Genomic DNA, 17620 nt, shown 5'->3' with positions numbered 1-17620 from the left:
CCGCGTCCACGAGTTGGGTCATCGGCCGGTCTCTCCGATCGGGTCCCCGGCTCAACGGTCCTCCCCCGCCCGCAACACCCGCACCAGATCCACCCGAGCCAACAACCGTGCCAGCCCCAGCACGACCACACTGATGGCCAACGCGGTTGCCACCGCCGTCAACGCCACCGTGCCCCAGGGAACGACCTGCGGCAGTGGCGGATACGGGGCCTCTCCGGTGTCGTCCACCGTGACCAGCGGCAGTACCGCCGACGCCAGCGCCATCCCCATCAACGCCCCCGGCACCACAGCGAACAACGCCAACCCCACCTGCTCGGCGCCCAGCAACGCGGACAGGCTGGTGGCGCGGACACCGATCGCGCGGAGGAGGGCGAACTCCTTGCGGCGCTGCCTGGTGGAGACCACCGCGTGGACGGTGAAGGCGATGACCGCGAAACCGGGGGCCAGGTACCGGACCAGTTCCAGCACCCGGCGCAGGCCGGCGCGGAAGGGGTCCGCCCGCAGGGACGCGGCGGTGCGTGCCGTGGTCGTGACGCTGCCCAGCGCGGGCTGCGCCTCGGCGGCAGCGGCCGTACGCGCGCTGTCGGTGCTGTTCAGCCACCAGAACGCGGGGTCCTGCCGGTCCGCACCGGACAGGGTGAGCGCGGTGGCGAGTTGGCGCTGGTCGGCGATCAAGTGGCCCTGGCCGCGGCCCAGTCCGGGCGGTGAGTCCACGCGGCCCACGATCTTGGCGGTGATCCGGCCGCCGCCCAGGTCGAGTGTCGTGGTGCTGCCCAGGTGCAGCCGGGCGGCGCGCAGCGTCGAGGCGTCGGCGCGTACCGGAAGCGGTGCCGGACCGCCCGCCGGGCCCGCCACGAGCCTTACCTGGCTGCCGGGTTGGGTGGCGTAGTCGCCGGCGGACAGCCCGCCGAAGGCGTCCGAGGTCGCCTGGGAGGGGCGGATGCCGGTGCTGACCGTGGTCCGGAGCACGGCCGGTCCGCCCGGCGTGATCGCGCACACCCCGGGCATACCGGGGTTGTAGGTGTCGGTCAACTTCCCCTTGCACGCACCCTCGGTGGAGTCGGCGGCATGGTCCGTACCGTCGAACCAGGCCTGCCCACCCGGCAGTTGGGAGACCCAGGTGTCCGCAGTGTCCGAACTGCCCGCGCTGCCGCGCGCTCCCACCCGCATCACGTCCAGGTCCAGCCGCGCAGGAGGGACATTCGGCTGCGGCAGGACACTGACCGCGGTCACCGTCAGCGGATACGCCCGCGGATGGCCCCCGCTCAGCGCCACACCCAGCGGGACCACGACCGTACGTCTGGCCCCGTCGGCGGTGGGCAGTCGCGCCGACACGACGCTGACCAGGCCGGACGCGTCCTGCACGGTCAGTTCCAGGCTCGGCGCCACCCGGCTGCCGTCGCCGCGCAGCCGCTCGTCCAGCAGCAGCGCGGCCGGCCGGCCGGGGAGCCGTATGCCGGGGACGACCGGCGACGGAGTGCGGGGAGCGGGCCCGCCGATCGTGCCGACCAGGTCCTCGGTGGCGCCGCCGGGCAGGTTCACCGTCGACCGTGTCACCGGTGTCACGCCGGTCACCCCCGGCAGCGCCCGATAGGCGGAGGCCAGGACCGCGGAGGGGTAACCGTCGTCCGCCGACGGGTCGATCCGCACATCCGCGCCGACGGTGAACGCGGCCTCCTCGGAGGCCAGTCCGCCCAGACAGGCCAGCGCGGTGGTGGCGAAGGCGCTCACCGACACGGCCAGACACATCAGCACGACCGGCCCCGCGTTGCGGGCGGCCCGCCGGCTCAACTGCCAACCGGCCAGGGCCAGTACGAGCCCCCGGCTACGACGCCCGAACGCGTCCAGCAACAGCGACGTCAGCGGCAGCAGCCGTAGCAACAGCAGTGCGGCGGCGCCCGCCACCAGCGTCGGCACGAGGACCAGCACCGGGTCCGCGGACGCGCTGCCGGTGCCCACGTCGGCGATCAGCGAGTGGTGCCGCCGCAACTCCAGGTACCCCAGGGTCGCCACGGCCAGCAACGCCAGGTCGGCACCCAGCCGTTGCGCGGCGGCGGCCCGCGCGCCGCGCGCCGGCCGCGACCGCGCCGACGGCAGCACGGGCAGCAGCACCGCCGCCGCGTGCACCAGCAGAGTCAGTCCCACGGCCGCCCACGCGTCGGTGCCCCGGGTGCCGGGGTGCAGCAGCCCGGCCAGGAACGGTGCGAGCGCGGCGGCCGGTACGCCGGTGAGCGCCCACTCGGCCGTCGCGCCGCGCAGCAGCCTCAACGTGCCCGCGCCCCGGGCCTGTTGGAGCGCGAGTTCCTCGCGGCGGCGCTCGGTCAGCTGGCGGGCGGCCAGTACCAGGGTGGCCAGGGCGAGGGCCGCGAGCAGCACGCTCGGCAGGCACAGCGAGGAGCGGGCCGCGACCGTCGGGACCGTCAAGTCGTCGATCGCGCCCGGCAGTCCGGAGGCCACGGTCAGGTCGTCCAGCGACGGCTGCCGTCCGCCGAACACCGACACCCCGCTCTGGCTGCCGGAGAAGGCGCGCAGCCGGTCGCGCAGTCCGGCGAGGCTGTCCGCGTCTAGCCGGGAGAGGTCGGGCTGCACGCTCCAGTGGGCGGTCAGATGGCCGTTGAGGACGGCGCTGCCGTTGAGCGCCGCCGCCGAGACCACCAGCAGATCCTGGTCGGCGGTCTCGCCCTCGGTCAGGTCACCGGCCATCGCGGGCCAGAACCCGACGGCACCGGTCGCCCGGAAGACCCCGGTGACCCGCAGCGTCATGGGGCGGTTGAAGGCGTCCCGCACCCGAAGGCTCGAACCGGGCCTGATACCGAGGCGTTTGGCCAGGGCGTCGGGCACCGCCGTGTCGACCGGCGCGGTGGACCCGGTGGCGACGGGCACATCGGGCAGCGAGGTGAAGGCACCGGCCGGGGCGTCGCCCGTACCGGCGGGCCACCGCCCGGCCACCAACTCCCCGAACTCGCGCGCGTCTTGGACCGCGACCGGATGCAACCCGCTGCCCCCGGGACCACGCGGCGGCCCCACGACCCCGTCGATCCCCGTCACCGAGACCGGCGACGTACCGAGCAGCCCCACATACGTCCGCTGCGGCACTCCGGCGAACACCCGCTCCGCGGCGGCCCGAACGTCCCGGTCGGCGACGGCCATCCCCCCGGCCCGATAGGCCGCGTTGACGTTCACCTGCGCACCGAGATCCCCGGCCAGCCGCCGCACGGCCCCGGCCTGCACCGAACTCCCGGCCAGCGCCGCGAGCGCGGCCAACGCCGTCGCACACAGCAACACGGTCACCGAGACAGCGGCCAGCACCAGCCCGTGCTGCGAGGCGCGCCGGGCAACTGCGGGTATCTGCCGCCGAGTTGGGCGCGGAGCGTCCGGATGCCGCCGCGACGAGGACGTAAAGGCCGTGGCGACCACATGAACCCCCGCAGAATCGAACATGTGACGGTGACGGCGCGCCACAGTCCTACCAGCCGTGCCCCGACGCCGCAAGAAAAGCTGATCGTCATGGCTGCCCGGTGGAGGAGCGCGCGGGGAAAATGCCTGAGTACGCCAGGGATGTTCGCTGTACGTTGGGCGGGCGCCCCGCGGTCCGCGGTGGCGCGCTTCCCCAGCTCAGAGGCCCAGTAGACGTTACGAGGCAGGCCCACCGTGTTCCTGACGATCAGTACCACCGGCACCCCCGAACGCCCCGCCACCGACCTCGGTTTCCTGCTGCACAAGCATCCCGACAAGGCGCAGGCGTTCTCCACGTCCTACGGCAAGGCGTACGTCCTCTACCCCGAGGCGGATCCCGGGCGGTGCACGGCGGCGCTGTTGCTGGAGGTCGACGCGGTGGCGCTGGTCCGGCGCGGCAAGGGCAAGGGGCGCGGCGGCGCGCCCGACGCGGCGCTCGCCCAGTACGTCAACGACCGCCCGTACGCGGCCTCTTCGCTGCTCGCCGTGGCCCTGAGCGCGGTCTTCTCCAGCGCCATGCGGGGTGTGTGCAACGCCCGCCCCGAGCGCGCGGAGCAGCCGCTGCCGCTGCGCGTCGAGGTGCCCGCGCTGCCCGCTAGGGGTGGTCCCGATCTCGTACGGAGCCTCTTCGCGCCGCTAGGCTGGACCGTCACCGTCGAACCGGTCGCGCTGGACGCAGAGTTCCCCGAGTGGGGCGACTCGCGGTACGTGAGCCTCCTACTGGAAGCGGAGACGCTGACCCTCGCCGAGGCGCTGCGCCACCTGTACGTCCTGCTGCCCGTGCTCGACGACGCCAAGCACTACTGGGTGGCGTCCGACGAGGTCGACAAGCTGCTGCGCGCCGGTGCGGGCTGGCTGCCCGCGCACCCGGAGCAGAAGCTCATCACCAGCCGCTATCTGTCCCGCCGTTGGTCCCTCACCCGGGAGGCCATGGAGCGGCTGGAACTGGTGCGGCTCGCCGAGGCCGACGACAGCGAGGTCGAGGAGATCGACAACGCCGTCGAGCCGGAGACCGAGGCCGAGGAGAAGCCGACACCGCTCGCCGTGCGGCGCCGGGACGCGATCGTCGAGGCGCTCAGGACGTCCGGCGCCGGCCGCGTGCTCGATCTCGGCTGCGGGCAGGGCCAGTTGGTGCAGGCGCTGCTCAAGGACACCCGGTTCACGGAGATCGTCGGCACCGACGTGTCGATGCGCGCGCTCACCATCGCGAGCCGCCGCCTCAAGCTGGACCGCATGGGGGAGCGGCAGGCCTCGCGCGTCCAGCTCTTCCAGAGCTCGCTCGCCTACACCGACAACCGCCTCAAGGGCTACGACGCCGCCGTGCTCAGCGAGGTCGTCGAGCACCTCGACCTGCCCCGGCTGCCGGCCCTGGAGTACGCGGTGTTCGGCGCCGCCCGCCCGAGGACGGTCGTCGTCACCACCCCGAACGTCGAGTACAACGTCCGCTGGGAGACCCTCCCCGCCGGACACGTCCGGCACGGCGACCACCGCTTCGAGTGGACGCGCGCCGAGTTCGGGGAGTGGGCCGGGAAGGTCGCCCAACGGCACGGCTACGACGTCGAGTTCGTCCCGGTCGGACCCGACGACCCCGAGGTGGGACCGCCCACCCAGATGGCCGTGTTCAGCGTGAGTTCCGTGAAGGAGGAGAAGGCCGCATGACGAACGAGACCCCCGCGACGGTACGTACCCTGCCCGTCACCGACCTCTCCCTCGTGGTGCTGATCGGCGCCTCAGGATCCGGCAAGTCCACCTTCGCGCACCGGCACTTCAAGCCCACCGAGATCATCTCCTCCGACTTCTGCCGGGGCCTGGTCGCGGACGACGAGAACGACCAGGGCGCCAGCCGGGACGCCTTCGACGTCCTGCACTACATCGCGGGCAAGCGCCTCGCCGCCGGCCGTCGCACGGTCGTCGACGCGACCAGCGTCCAGCAGGAGAGCCGACGCCAACTGATCGACCTGGCCAAGCAGTTCGACGTGCTGCCCATCGCCATCGTGCTCGACGTACCGGAGGAGGTGTGCGCCGAGCGCAACGCCTCCCGCGTCGACCGCGCCGACATGCCGCGCCGCGTCATCACCCGCCACACCCGCGAACTCCGGCGCTCCCTGAGGGGTTTGGAGCGTGAGGGCTTCCGCAAGGTGCACGTGCTGCGGGGCGTCGAGGAGATCGACCACGCCACGGTTGTCACCGAGAAGCGCTACAACGACCTGACCCACCTCACCGGCCCCTTCGACATCATCGGCGACATCCACGGCTGCGCCGCCGAACTGGAGACCCTGCTCGGCAAGTTGGGCTACGACGACGGCGTCCACCCGGCGGGCCGTACGGCCGTCTTCGTCGGCGACCTCGTCGACCGCGGCCCGGACTCGCCCGGTGTGCTGCGCCGCGTGATGTCCATGGTCGGCTCGGGCAACGCGCTGTGCGTGCCGGGCAACCACGAGAACAAGTACGGCCGTTATCTCAAGGGCCGCAAGGTCCAGCACACCCACGGCCTGGCCGAGACGGTCGAGCAGATGGAGGAGGAGACCGAGGAATTCCACGCCCAGGTGAGGGAGTTCATCGACGGACTCGTCAGCCACTATGTCCTCGACGGCGGCAAGCTCGTGGTCTGCCACGCCGGCCTGCCCGAGAAGTACCACGGCCGCACCTCGGGCCGGGTCCGATCGCACGCGCTCTACGGCGACACCACCGGCGAGACCGACGAGTTCGGCCTGCCGGTGCGCTACCCGTGGGCCGAGGACTACCGGGGGCGCGCGGCCGTCGTCTACGGCCACACCCCGGTCCCCGAGGCCACCTGGCTCAACAACACCATCTGCCTCGACACGGGTGCCGTCTTCGGCGGCAAACTGACCGCCCTGCGGTGGCCGGAACGGGAGTTGGTCGACGTACCGGCCGAGCGGGTCTGGTACGAGCCGACCCGCCCGCTGCGCACGGAGGCGCCCGGCGGCCACGACGGCCGCCCGCTCGACCTGGCGGACGTGCACGGCCGCCGGGTGGTGGAGACCCGGCACGCCGGCCGGGTGTCGGTCCGCGAGGAGAACGCGGCGGCGGCCCTGGAGGTCATGAGCCGCTTCGCGGTCGACCCGCGCCTGCTGCCGTACCTCCCGCCCACGATGGCCCCGACGGCGACCTCGCACGTCGACGGCTATCTGGAGCACCCGGCCGAGGCGTTCGCGCAGTACGCCGACGAGGGGGTCGCGCGGGTCGTGTGCGAGGAGAAGCACATGGGTTCGCGGGCGGTGGTACTGGTGTGCCGGGACGCGGAGGCGGCGGCGAAGCGGTTCGGCGTGGACGGCGGGCACGGCGTGACGGGGTCGCTGTACACGCGTACGGGCCGTCCCTTCTTCGACGATTCGGCGGTCACCGAGGAGATCCTGGGCCGGCTGCGGACGGCGCTCGACGAGTCGGGCCTGTGGGCGGAGCTGGACACTGACTGGGTGCTGCTGGACGCGGAGTTGATGCCGTGGTCGCTGAAGGCGTCCGGGCTGCTGCGCGGTCAGTACGCGGCGGTCGGCGCCGCGGCCGGTGCGGTGTTCCCGGGTGTGCTGGGTGCGCTGGAGGGTGCCGCGGGGCGGGGTGTCGACGTGGACGCGCTGCTGTCCCGGCAGCGTGAACGCGCCGCCGACGCCTCGGCGTTCACCGACGCGTACCGTCGTTACTGCTGGACCACGTCCGGCCTCGACGGTGTCCGGCTCGCCCCGTTCCAGTTCCTCGCGGTCCAGGGACGCAGCCTCGCCGGACTTCCGCACGACGACCAACTCGCCCTGCTGGACCGGCTCGTGGAGCACGACAGTACGGGTCTGCTGCAGACCACGCGCCGGCTGTACGTCGACACCGGTGACCCGGAGTCGGTACAGGCCGGGGTCGACTGGTGGCTGGAGATGACCGGGCGCGGTGGCGAGGGCATGGTCGTCAAGCCGGTCGGGGCGGTGGTGCGCAGCGAGGCGGGTCGACTCGTCCAGCCCGGTATCAAGTGCCGGGGGCGGGAGTACCTGCGGATCATCTACGGTCCGGAGTACACCCGTGCCGACAACCTCGCCCGGCTGCGGGGGCGGTTCCTCAACCACAAGCGGTCGTTGGCGATCCGGGAGTACGCGCTCGGTCTTGAGGCGCTGGACCGGCTGGCCGAGGGGGAGCCGTTGTGGCGGGTTCACGAGGCGGTGTTCGGGGTGCTGGCGTTGGAGTCGGAGCCGGTGGATCCGCGGTTGTGACCTGTGCGGGTGGGTGGGCTGGGTGAGGGTGGTCGCCCTGGGGCTTCGCCCCAGCCCCCCGTTTGCCACCCACCCACCACCCGTCAGCCCAGCAAGCGCAACCGTTCCTCACAGACCCCCACCCGAACCCCCTGCCCCCACGTCAACTCCAGCGCATCCCCCTCCATCCCGTCCCCGAACACGACCAACCCCTCCGACTCCACGGTGAGTTCGAGCACCGCGGACCCGACCAGCTCGCCCGAGACCAACGACGTCCCCGTCACCGGCGACGGCCACGCCTCCCGTACGAACCACACCAGCCGGTCCTCCGAGGGGTGCGGCAGGGCGAGGGAACTGCCCCGCTCCTGCCACACCGACCGGAGCCACCCCGTGGCCCCGGTGCCCGTTCCCACGAGCACCCCGGAGGACGCCTGGGCCTCGACGACACCCCCGTCGCCCTCCAGACCCAGGCGGTATCGGGCCGTCTGATGACCGACGGCTCCCAGATAGATCTCGTTGAGCGCGACCAGTCGCTGTGTGTCGTCGGCGACGGCCTCGACCATGGTCAGTTCGTCCACAGCAGTGCTCGCCGCGTGCGCGGAGGGCAGCAGCGTGGCCGCGGCCGACGGGCGGTGCCGTACCAGGACGCCCGGGTTGCGGCCGGGGTCGGTGTCGAAGCCCAACACCGGTTGCCCGGAGAGGTACTTGGCGACGTTCGCGACCAGCCCGTCCTGCCCGACGACCAGCACCACGTCCTCCGGCGCGAACAGGAACCGGTCCAAGTCGGCCCGCTCGACCTGGGTCTGACGCCAGGTCAGGGGGATCGCCGAGGACACCTCGGCCAGCGCCCGGCGGGTCCGGCGGTGCCGTTCGGCGACCTCCTCGATGTCCCGCCCCCGCGACCGGAGGAAGTACGCGGCCTGGCCGTGCGTCCCGTGCCGGGCGACCAACTCCTCGTACTCCGTGGTCCGGTGGACGAGGACGGCCCGCGGCGCGAGACTCACGCGCCGGCCTCGCCGCCACCGGCACCGAGCCTGCTGAGCAGCCCCGTCAGCACGTCCGGCGAGATCGTCACGCTGTCGATGTTCGGCAGGTTCTCCGCGAGCCGGGTCCCGGTGAGCGCGTGCAGGGTCGCCACGTCGACGTCGGCGTGCACCCGCAGCCATGCCAACTGGGCGTGGGCCCGCGCGTCACCCACTTCGCGCGCACCCTCGGCCTCGGCACGGGACAGCCGTACGGAACGTGCCGCCTCGGCGTCGGCCAGCCGTACCGTACGGGTGGCCTCCGCCTCGGCCCGTACGCCGTCAGCCGCCGCGTGCTCCTCGGCCTCGCGGCGGGTGTTCGTGCCGCGCTGGTCGACCAACTGCTCCTCGCGGCGGGCGAGTTCGATCTGGCTGTCGAGTTCGTTCTCGGCGATCGCGCGCTCGCGCTCGACGGCGACGGCCCGGCGTTCGTAGGTGGCCTTGTCCGCCTCCTGCTGGATCTGTTCGCGGGCCGGGGTGCGCAGTGCCCGTTCCACCTCGGGCTCGGGGCGGATGGCCATCACGCGGACGGCGACCACCTCGATGCCGGTGGCCGGGAGGCGGGGTTCGGCGCCGAGGCCGGTCGCGATCCGCTCCCGTGCCGCCGTCACGCCGTCGACCAGCGCGGATGCGAGGGGTGTCCGGGCGAGCACGGCCAGCGCGTGCTGCTGGGCCGTCTCGGTGAGCAGGGTGCCGAGTTGTTCGAGGGGCGATCCGCGCCACACGCCGGTGTCCGGGTCGACGGAGAAGTCGAGGCGGGCGGAGGCGAGGGCCGGGTCGCTGATGCGGTAGGTGACGGTGGCCTGGACCGCCACGTCCTGGAAGTCGGACGTACGGGCGTGGAAGGTCATGGCCAACTCCCGGTCGTCGACCGGCACTTCGGAGAGCGCGGCGGTCAACGCGCGGAACCAGAAGCTGAGTCCGGGCCCGTCGTGCAGCAGCGTGCCCGAGCGGTGGTGCCGGATGTGCGCCGTAGGAGCCCCGCGCAGGTGGCGCCAGCCCAGGCGCCGGGTGATGTCGGCCATCAGAGTCCCTCGGATTCCGTCGGTTCCCGTGAGATCGCGTCGGATCCCGCATTGATCTCGTCAGTAAGACGATAATCGTGCGACCCACTTGTCGTCAAGGGGACGAAAACAAGTGGCGGTACGGGAAGCGGTGGCGGTATGTGAAGTAAGGGGGTGAACCCGGCCCCGGATGGTCAGGATGGAGACATGGCACTCCATGTCGACTCCGAGACCGGGCGGCTCCGCCGCGTCATCCTGCACCGGCCGGATCTGGAGCTCAAAAGGCTCACTCCCAGCAACAAGGACGCCCTTCTCTTCGACGACGTGCTCTGGGTGCGCCGGGCGCGCGCCGAGCACGACGGCTTCGCGGACGTGCTGCGCGACCGGGGCGTCGCCGTCCACCTCTTCGGCGACCTGCTCGCCGAGTCCCTGGCGATCCCGGCGGCCCGCGCGCTCGTCCTGGACCGCGTCTTCGACGAGAAGGAGTACGGCCCCCTCGCCACCGACCACCTCCGCGCCGCCTTCGAGGCCCTGCCCGCACCCGAACTGGCCGAGGCGCTCGTCGGCGGCATGACCAAGCGGGAGTTCCTGGAAGCCCACGCGGAGCCGACCTCCGTCCGCTTCCACGTCATGGACCTCGACGACTTCCTCCTCGCCCCCCTCCCCAACCACCTCTTCACCCGCGACACCTCCGCCTGGATCTACGACGGCGTCTCCGTCAACGCCATGCGCTGGCCGGCCCGGCAGCGCGAGACCGTCCACTTCGAGGCGATCTACCGGCACCACCCGCTGTTCCGCGCCGAGAAGTTCCACGTCTGGTCCGAGGGACAGGCCGACTACCCCTCCACCATCGAGGGCGGCGACGTACTCGTCATCGGGAACGGCGCGGTGCTCATCGGCATGAGCGAGCGGACCACCCCGCAGGCCGTCGAGATGCTCGCGCACAAGCTGTTCGCCGAGGGCTCCGCGCAGACGATCGTGGCGCTCGACATCCCCAAGCAGCGCGCCTTCATGCACCTCGACACGGTGATGACGATGGTCGACGGCGACACCTTCACCCAGTACGCGGGGCTCGGCATGCTCCGGTCGTACACGATCGAACCGGGCGTCGGCGACAAGGAGTTGAAGGTCACCGACCATCCGCCGGAGCACATGCACCGCGCGATCGCCGCCGCCCTCGGTCTGGACGGGATCCGGGTCCTGACCGCCACGCAGGACGTGCACGCGGCCGCACGCGAGCAGTGGGACGACGGCTGCAACGTCCTGGCCGTCGAGCCCGGCGTCGTCGTCGCCTACGAGCGGAACGCCACCACCAACACGTATCTGCGCAAGCAGGGCATCGAGGTGATCGAGATCCCCGGCAGCGAACTGGGCCGGGGCCGGGGCGGGCCGCGCTGTATGAGCTGCCCGGTCGAGCGGGAGGCCGTGTAGGCGTCCAGGGATCGGACTACCGTATAGAAATGCTAGGAGTCGTATAGAATTCCAAAAGACCTTGTACCCGTACCTGTATCCGTACCTGTACCCGCACCGATGGAGCGCCCCCATGGCGACAGTCCCGACCGCCCTCGCCGGCCGCCACTTCCTCAAGGAGCTGGACTTCTCCGAGGAGGAGTTCCGCGGTCTGATCGAGCTGGCCGCCGAGCTGAAGGCCGCCAAGAAGGCCGGGGCCGAGACGCGGTACCTGTCGGGCAGGAACATCGCGCTCATCTTCGAGAAGACCTCGACGCGCACGCGCTGCGCGTTCGAGGTCGCCGCGGCCGACCAGGGGGCCTCGACGACCTACCTCGACCCGTCGGGCTCGCAGATCGGGCACAAGGAGTCCGTGAAGGACACCGCGCGCGTGCTCGGCCGTATGTTCGACGGCATCGAGTACCGCGGGGACAGCCAGGCCGCCGTGGAAGAGCTGGGTGCGCACGCGGGCGTGCCTGTGTACAACGGTCTCACCGACGACTGGCACCCCACCCAGATGCTCGCCGACGTGCTCACGATGACCGAGCACAGCGCCAAGCCGCTGAAGCGGATCGCCTTCGCCTACCTCGGCGACGCCCGCTTCAACATGGGCAACTCCTACCTGGTCACCGGCGCGCTGCTCGGCATGGACGTACGGATCGTCGCCCCGAAGTCGTACTGGCCCGCCGAGGAGATCGTCGCCGCCGCCCGCGCGCTCGCCGAGCGGAGCGGGGCGCGCATCACGCTCACCGAGGGGATCGAGGAAGGGGTGGCGGGCGCCGACTTCGTCGTCACCGACGTGTGGGTCTCCATGGGCGAGCCCAAACAGGTCTGGGACGAGCGGATCACGGCCCTCGCGCCGTACGCCGTGACCATGGACGTCCTGCGGGCCACCGGCAACCCGGACGTCAGGTTCCTGCACTGCCTGCCGGCCTTCCACGACCTCGGCACCAAGGTCGGCCGCGAGATATACGAGACCCACGGTCTCGACTCGCTGGAGGTCACGGACGAGGTCTTCGAGTCCGCCCACTCGGTCGTCTTCGACCAGGCGGAGAACCGACTGCACACCATCAAGGCCGTGCTCGTGGCAACACTGGCCTGACCAGCGCGTAGGCCGCCCGGCTGCCTATCCCGCCGGACGCCACTGCTCCGGTACGACGGGCAGCCTGAACCACACCGCCTTGCCGGACTCGGTCGGGCGGTGGCCGCACGACGAGCTGAGGGCGCGGATCAGCAGCAGACCGCGCCCGTGTTCCTGCCAGGGGTCGGGCTCCTCGGCGACGGGCTTCGTCAGGCTTCCGGGCGGCTCCGGGTCGGGGTCGTGCACCTCGACCTGGCAGCCGGTGGGCAGCAGCTCGACCACGAGCTCTATGGGGGCGTCACCGGCGGTGTGCTCCACCGCGTTCGCGACCAGCTCCGCCGTCAGCAGCTCCGCGGTGTCGCTGTCGGCCGTGTACTTCACCTCGGACAGAGCCGTACGGACCAGTGCGCGGGCCACCGGCACGGCCGCGGCGGTGTGCGGCAGCGCGATGCGCCAGGAGGCGGAGGCGGAAGGGCGTTCTTGCAAGGCGGGTCCGTTCATGGAGCAGGCTGTCCTGCTTTCAACTATATGAATGGTACGGCGCCCTTTGTCAGGGTCTCTCGACGGGCACCGCCCGGGACTTTTGGCCCCGTGTCGAGCGGCATACCCCGTTGAACGGCCACTTCCGCACAACTGCTCCCGTTGTTACCGCGCTATTGACGACTCGTGACGGATGCGACGGCAACAGGTCATTTCGACGGGATATTCAGGCCGGGCACAAAAACGCCCTCGGACCCCGTGCGAAACGGGGTCCGAGGGCGTTCTGCGGGCGAGGATCAGGCCAGATCGGCCATCCCCGCGGTGAGCGTCGCGCCGTCCGCCGGGTCGATCACCAGGAACGCGCCCGTACGGCGCGAGACCGCGTAGTCGTCCAGCGCGAGCGGCTCGGCCGTGCGCAGGGTGATCCGCCCCAGGTCGTTCGCGGTCAGCTCGGCCGCGCCGGCGAGATCCTTCACGATCGCCTTGACCGTCCGGGTCGTGTGCCGCACCAGCACCCGGTCGCCGACCCGCAGCGGCCGGTCGGCCAGATGGCATACGGCGGCCCGCACGTCCTGGGTGAGCGCGGGCGCGTCGGCCCCGGCGGTGATCATGTCCCCGCGCGCCACGTCCCGTCGATCGGCGAGCCGCAGGCTGACCGACTGCGGCGCGTACGCCGCGTCGGCCTCGGTACCGAGCACGGAGATCCCGGTGATCTCGGAACCCCCACCGGAGGGATGCACCGTCACCCGGTCGCCGACCCGCAGCGATCCGGACACCAACTGGCCCGCGTACCAACGGACTTCACCGTCCCGGATGACGTACTGCACCGGGAAACGGGCCGGTGCGTCGGACGGATCCGCGCCGACCGGCACGTCCTCCAGGAACTCCAGCAGCGCCGGACCCGCGTACCAGTCCATGTGCGCCGACCGGTCCACCACGTTGTCGCCGACGAGCGCCGACACCGGGATCGGCGTGAAGGAGGGTAGTCCCAACTCGGCCGCGTGGCCCGCGAATTCCTCCACGATCCGCTCGAACACCGGCTGCCCGTACCCGACCAGGTCCATCTTGTTCACGGCCAGGACGACATGGGGCACCCGCAACAGCGCCGCTACGGCCGCGTGCCGCAGGGTCTGTTCCACGACACCGTTGCGCGCGTCGACCAGGACGATCGTCAGCTCGGCGGTGGAGGCGCCGGTGACCATGTTGCGGGTGTACTGCACATGGCCCGGGGTGTCGGCGAGGATGAACCGGCGCCGGGGCGTGGCGAAGTAGCGGTACGCCACGTCGATCGTGATGCCCTGCTCGCGCTCGGCCCGCAGCCCGTCCGTGAGGAGGGCGAGGTCGGGAGCGTCCTGGCCGCGGTCGGCCGACACCCTCTCCACGGCCGCCAGTTGGTCGGTCAGCACCGACTTGGAATCGTGCAACAGCCGCCCCACGAGCGTGGACTTGCCGTCGTCGACCGAACCGGCCGTCGCGAACCGCAGCGTGTCGATGGTGGTCGTGCTCATGGTTAGAAGTACCCCTCGCGCTTGCGGTCTTCCATCGCGGCCTCGGACATCTTGTCGTCGGCACGCGTCGCGCCCCGCTCGGTGACCCGGGAGGCGGCGATCTCGGCGACGACCTGCTCCAGCGTGGCGGCATCGGAGTCGACGGCACCGGTGCACGACATGTCACCGACGGTCCGGTACCGCACCTGGCGCTTCTCGACGGTCTCGCGCGCCTTCGGGCCGCCCCACTCACCGGCGGTCAGCCACATGCCGCCGCGGTCGAAGACCTCGCGGTAGTGGGCGAAGTAGATCTGCGGGAGGTCGATGCCCTCGCGGGCGATGTACTGCCAGACGTCCAGCTCGGTCCAGTTGGACAGCGGGAACACGCGGACGTGTTCGCCGGGCGCGTGCCGCCCGTTGTAGAGATTCCACAGCTCGGGGCGCTGGCGGCGCGGGTCCCACTGCGAGAACTCGTCCCGCAGCGAGAACACCCGCTCCTTGGCGCGCGCCTTCTCCTCGTCCCTACGACCGCCGCCGAAGACCGCGTCGAACTTCTCGCTCTGGATCCTCTCCGTCAACGGCACGGTCTGCAGGGGATTCCGGGTCCCGTCGGGGCGTTCGCGCAGCACACCGCGGTCGATGTAGTCCTGTACGGAGGCCACATGGAGCCGCAGCCCATGTGCGGCGACCACACGGTCGCGGTACTCAAGCACCTCGGGGAAGTTGTGTCCGGTGTCCACATGCAGCAGCGAGAACGGCACCGGCGCCGGCGCGAACGCCTTCAGCGCGAGATGCAGCATGACGATCGAGTCCTTGCCGCCGGAGAAGAGGATCACCGGCCGCTCGAACTCACCCGCCACCTCACGGAAGATGTGCACCGCCTCGGACTCAAGAGCGTCCAGGTGCGAGAGCTTGAAGGCTTCCGTGGTCGTCACCGCGCTCACACCAGCCCCCGCTCGGACAGCACCGCGTACACCGCGTCCGCCGACTCCTGCGGGCTCTGTACCTGCGTCGGCAGGGTGAGCGCCGGGTCCGTGGGTGGCTCGTACGGGTCGTCGACACCGGTCAGGCCAGTGAGGTGGCCCGCGGCCTGGCGGGCGTAGAGGCCCTTCACGTCGCGCTCGCCGCACACCTCCACGGGGGTCGCGACATGGACCTCGATGTACGGCGTCCCGCTCGCCTCGTGGCGCTTGCGGACGGCCTCGCGGCTGTCGGCGTACGGGGCGATGACCGGGACGACGGAGAGCACGCCGTTGCGCGCGAGCACCTCGGAGACGAGGCCGATGCGCTGGACGTTGGTGTTGCGGTCCTCGCGGGAGAAGCCGAGGCCGGCCGAGAGGAAGCGGCGTACCTCGTCGCCGTCGAGGACCTCCACGCGATGTCCCTCGGCTCTCAGCCGCTCCCCGAGATGCCGGGCGATCGTCGTCTTGCCCGCGCTCGGCAGTCCGGTGAGCCAGACGGTGGCTCCCTGAGCCCTTGCCGTGGTGGTCATGCGCAACAGTCCTCTTTCTTACCCGACGAGCGACGTCGTCGAAGGCTAGGTAAGAACTCTGAGAGGACCTGCTAAGGAACCTGAGGTTTGCCTGAGGGCTGCCGTCGCACGCCCGCGAACGCCGCCCCCGCGTCCCGCAGCCGCTCGTGCAGCGCGCGGAACACCTCGGCCGAGCGGGCGCCCGGCCAGTCCCGGGGGAGCAGACTCGCGGGGAGTCCGGGATCGGCGTAGGGGAGGTGGCGCCAGGAGTCCAGGGCGAGGAGGTAGTCGCGGTACGCGTCCTCGGGCGGGGTGTCCGCGCGCTGCTCCCAGGCGTGCAGCACGCGCGCGTGACGGTCGAGGAACGCCTGGTGCTGGGCGGCGATCGCGGGCAGGTCCCACCAGCGGGCCACGGCCTCGGCGGTCGCCGCGAAGCCGAGGTGCTCACCGCGGAAGAAGTCGACGTACGGGTCGAGGCGCAGCCGCTGGAGGATGTGCCGGGTCTCCTCGTACAGGCGGGCGGGGGCGATCCAGACGCCCGGGGCGGCGGTGCCGAAGCCGAGGCCGGACAGGCGGGAGCGCAGGATGTGCCGCTTCTGGCGCTCCGACTCGGGTACGGAGAACACCGCGAGCACCCAGCCCTCGTCCTCCGGGGGTGCGGCCGCGTAGACGCGCCGGTCGCCGTCGTCGAGCAACTGCCGTGCCTCGGGCGAGAGTTGGTACCCGGCGGCGCCTTCCGCCGTACGGGCGGGCAGGAGTAGTCCGCGCCGTTTGAGGCGGGACACCGACGAGCGCACGGAGGGCGCGTCGACGCCGGCCGCGGCCAGGAGCCGGATCAGTTCCGCGACGGGAACCGGGCCGGGCACGAAGCGGCCGTACGCGCCGTAGAGCGTGACGATGAGAGACCGTGGAGCAGGTTGGTCGGACACGTTGATCATCTTAGGCCGACGGTATCGCTGCTGGTCACCTCGGGTGCGCAACCTGAACTTCTACGGTCGGACGATCACCGTGGGTAGCGGCTTCGGGCAGCCGATCACGAGCGAACGGTCAGGCGGCGACGGCGAGTTGGTCCGCCGGGACCCGGTGCGGGGCGACGATCCGGCCGTCGGGGAGAACGGCGCCCAGGTCGTCGAAGACGATCGCGCCGTCGCACAGCAGCGTCCAGCCCTGCTCGGGGTGGGCGGAGACGATGTGCGGGGTGGTGGTCCCGGCGTCGGTCACGGGGCACGAGGACTGGTGGGAACACATGGCGTACCTCCACGTCGGATGCGATCCGTTCCGGCGGCTCCGTCACCGCCCGCATCGCATATACAGACCATCCTCCCGCCGCGAACTCATCGGAACCGCCCGCTGTGAAGCGTGACAACACGCGGACAACACTCGGACGGTTCCACGACGCTCGGTGCGGACCCGCCACCTGATGAGTGACGATCGCGACGCTCGGTACGGACTCGCCACCGAAGGAGTGAGGATCACGGGAGTCGAGGCCGTCGCCCGGTACCAGTGGAGGTCCCAACTCCAGGAGGTACTCCCATGTCCCTGCGTTCCGTCCTCGGTACGGCGGCCGGTGCCGCGCTGCTCCTGCTGGCCGCCGCCCCCGCCGCGCCCGCGTCCGCCGCCCCGTACGAGACGGTGACGGTCGACCCCACGGGCACGATCGCCCCGGACGGCACCGTCACCCTTTCGGGCACCTACCGCTGTCTCGGCAACTCGGGTGCCGTCTTTGTCAGTTCCTCCGTCATGCAGGGCGACCCCTCGGTCCATCACGGCATCGGAGGCACCCACGCGGTCTGCGACGGCACGGAGCACAGCTGGGAGAACTCGGGCAAGCCGTCCCACCCGGTCACCCCCGGCGCCGCCCGCGTCGAGGCCACGGTGATGGAACTCTCCGCCGGCTCCGGCCTGCCCCTGCCCCGCTTCCACGCGACGCGGCAGCAGGACGTCACCCTCACCCGGAGCTGAGCGCCTGACCTGCCCCGT

The 17620-nt window shown here is 71.5% G+C and carries 14 protein-coding genes; 5 read left to right on the top strand and 9 right to left on the bottom strand.

Annotation, left to right across the window (positions count from 1 at the left end):
• Window positions 1–51 precede the first annotated feature (51 nt).
• Window positions 52–3441, bottom strand: a complete 3390-nt coding sequence (locus OG226_RS14265) for an ABC transporter permease (RefSeq protein WP_329349157.1) — start codon at window positions 3439–3441, stop codon at window positions 52–54.
• A 210-nt stretch (window positions 3442–3651) separates the two neighbouring features.
• Here OG226_RS14265 and OG226_RS14260 point away from each other — a divergent pair, with 210 nt between their 5' ends.
• Both OG226_RS14260 and OG226_RS14255 read left to right on the top strand, forming a co-directional pair.
• Entirely contained in the window at window positions 3652–5115 is a 1464-nt protein-coding gene (locus OG226_RS14260; RefSeq protein ID WP_329349156.1) for a 3' terminal RNA ribose 2'-O-methyltransferase Hen1, read from the top strand.
• On the top strand, window positions 5112–7667 hold the full coding sequence (locus OG226_RS14255; protein ID WP_329349155.1) for a polynucleotide kinase-phosphatase: 2556 nt from the start codon (window positions 5112–5114) through the stop codon (window positions 7665–7667). The genes OG226_RS14260 and OG226_RS14255 overlap by 4 nt, the downstream gene beginning before the upstream one ends.
• A gap of 83 nt (window positions 7668–7750) precedes the next feature.
• On the opposite strand, the gene OG226_RS14250 is transcribed toward OG226_RS14255, so the two are convergent.
• A complete protein-coding gene (locus tag OG226_RS14250; protein WP_328677624.1) occupies window positions 7751–8650 on the bottom strand; it encodes a hypothetical protein in 900 nt (299 codons plus the stop codon).
• The gene (locus OG226_RS14245; RefSeq protein ID WP_329349154.1) at window positions 8647–9693 is read right to left on the bottom strand and encodes an SPFH domain-containing protein; all 1047 of its coding nucleotides are present in this window, start codon (window positions 9691–9693) and stop codon (window positions 8647–8649) included. The genes OG226_RS14250 and OG226_RS14245 overlap by 4 nt, the downstream gene beginning before the upstream one ends.
• A 186-nt stretch (window positions 9694–9879) precedes the next feature.
• Here OG226_RS14245 and OG226_RS14240 point away from each other — a divergent pair, with 186 nt between their 5' ends.
• Window positions 9880–11103, top strand: coding sequence for an arginine deiminase (locus OG226_RS14240; RefSeq protein ID WP_328677622.1), 1224 nt, complete (start codon window positions 9880–9882; stop codon window positions 11101–11103).
• Window positions 11104–11215: 112 nt separating this feature from the next.
• On the top strand, window positions 11216–12223 hold the full coding sequence (gene argF, locus OG226_RS14235; RefSeq protein WP_328677621.1) for an ornithine carbamoyltransferase: 1008 nt from the start codon (window positions 11216–11218) through the stop codon (window positions 12221–12223).
• 24 nt (window positions 12224–12247) lie between these two features.
• Here the strand turns inward: argF and OG226_RS14230 are convergent, their stop codons facing one another.
• The 6 genes from OG226_RS14230 to OG226_RS14205 all read right to left on the bottom strand — a co-directional run bounded on the left by OG226_RS14230 (window position 12248) and on the right by OG226_RS14205 (window position 16888).
• On the bottom strand, window positions 12248–12703 hold the full coding sequence (locus OG226_RS14230; protein WP_328677619.1) for an ATP-binding protein: 456 nt from the start codon (window positions 12701–12703) through the stop codon (window positions 12248–12250).
• Between the two features lie 275 nt (window positions 12704–12978).
• Complete coding sequence (locus OG226_RS14225) at window positions 12979–14190, bottom strand: sulfate adenylyltransferase subunit 1 (protein WP_329349153.1); 1212 nt, start codon at window positions 14188–14190, stop codon at window positions 12979–12981.
• 2 nt (window positions 14191–14192) lie between these two features.
• Window positions 14193–15113, bottom strand: coding sequence for a sulfate adenylyltransferase subunit CysD (gene cysD / locus OG226_RS14220; protein ID WP_443066886.1), 921 nt, complete (start codon window positions 15111–15113; stop codon window positions 14193–14195).
• Window positions 15110–15661: an adenylyl-sulfate kinase gene (cysC, locus tag OG226_RS14215; protein ID WP_328677614.1), complete on the bottom strand. Its 552-nt coding sequence runs from the start codon at window positions 15659–15661 to the stop codon at window positions 15110–15112. Before cysC ends, cysD begins: the two co-directional genes overlap by 4 nt.
• A gap of 71 nt (window positions 15662–15732) precedes the next feature.
• A complete protein-coding gene (locus tag OG226_RS14210; RefSeq protein WP_329349151.1) occupies window positions 15733–16578 on the bottom strand; it encodes a PaaX family transcriptional regulator in 846 nt (281 codons plus the stop codon).
• A gap of 109 nt (window positions 16579–16687) precedes the next feature.
• Window positions 16688–16888 (bottom strand): DUF5999 family protein, encoded by a 201-nt coding sequence (locus tag OG226_RS14205; RefSeq protein ID WP_328677609.1) that lies wholly within the window; start codon window positions 16886–16888, stop codon window positions 16688–16690.
• 285 nt (window positions 16889–17173) lie between these two features.
• Between OG226_RS14205 and OG226_RS14200 the strand changes: the two genes are divergently transcribed.
• On the top strand, window positions 17174–17602 hold the full coding sequence (locus OG226_RS14200; protein WP_328677607.1) for a DUF6299 family protein: 429 nt from the start codon (window positions 17174–17176) through the stop codon (window positions 17600–17602).
• Window positions 17603–17620 lie beyond the last annotated feature (18 nt).

This window comes from Streptomyces sp. NBC_01261 (assembly GCF_036226385.1).
In the GTDB taxonomy this organism is placed as follows: Bacteria; Actinomycetota; Actinomycetes; order Streptomycetales; family Streptomycetaceae; genus Streptomyces.
Note: the sequence above shows the minus strand (reverse complement) of the source record. Positions and strands in the feature narration are given on the sequence as shown.

Excerpts from the sequence above, each read along its gene's own strand:
- OG226_RS14265 (WP_329349157.1), bottom strand. The coding sequence starts at position 3,441 with ATGTTCGATTCTGCGGGGGTTCATGTGGTCGCCACGGCCTTTACGTCC.
- OG226_RS14255 (WP_329349155.1), top strand. The coding sequence starts at position 5,112 with ATGACGAACGAGACCCCCGCGACGGTACGTACCCTGCCCGTCACCGAC.
- OG226_RS14245 (WP_329349154.1), bottom strand. The coding sequence starts at position 9,693 with ATGGCCGACATCACCCGGCGCCTGGGCTGGCGCCACCTGCGCGGGGCT.
- OG226_RS14240 (WP_328677622.1), top strand. The coding sequence starts at position 9,880 with ATGGCACTCCATGTCGACTCCGAGACCGGGCGGCTCCGCCGCGTCATC.
- argF (WP_328677621.1), top strand. The coding sequence starts at position 11,216 with ATGGCGACAGTCCCGACCGCCCTCGCCGGCCGCCACTTCCTCAAGGAG.
- OG226_RS14230 (WP_328677619.1), bottom strand. The coding sequence starts at position 12,703 with ATGAACGGACCCGCCTTGCAAGAACGCCCTTCCGCCTCCGCCTCCTGG.
- OG226_RS14225 (WP_329349153.1), bottom strand. The coding sequence starts at position 14,190 with ATGAGCACGACCACCATCGACACGCTGCGGTTCGCGACGGCCGGTTCG.
- cysC (WP_328677614.1), bottom strand. The coding sequence starts at position 15,661 with ATGACCACCACGGCAAGGGCTCAGGGAGCCACCGTCTGGCTCACCGGA.
- OG226_RS14210 (WP_329349151.1), bottom strand. The coding sequence starts at position 16,578 with ATGATCAACGTGTCCGACCAACCTGCTCCACGGTCTCTCATCGTCACG.
- OG226_RS14205 (WP_328677609.1), bottom strand. The coding sequence starts at position 16,888 with ATGTGTTCCCACCAGTCCTCGTGCCCCGTGACCGACGCCGGGACCACC.
- OG226_RS14200 (WP_328677607.1), top strand. The coding sequence starts at position 17,174 with ATGTCCCTGCGTTCCGTCCTCGGTACGGCGGCCGGTGCCGCGCTGCTC.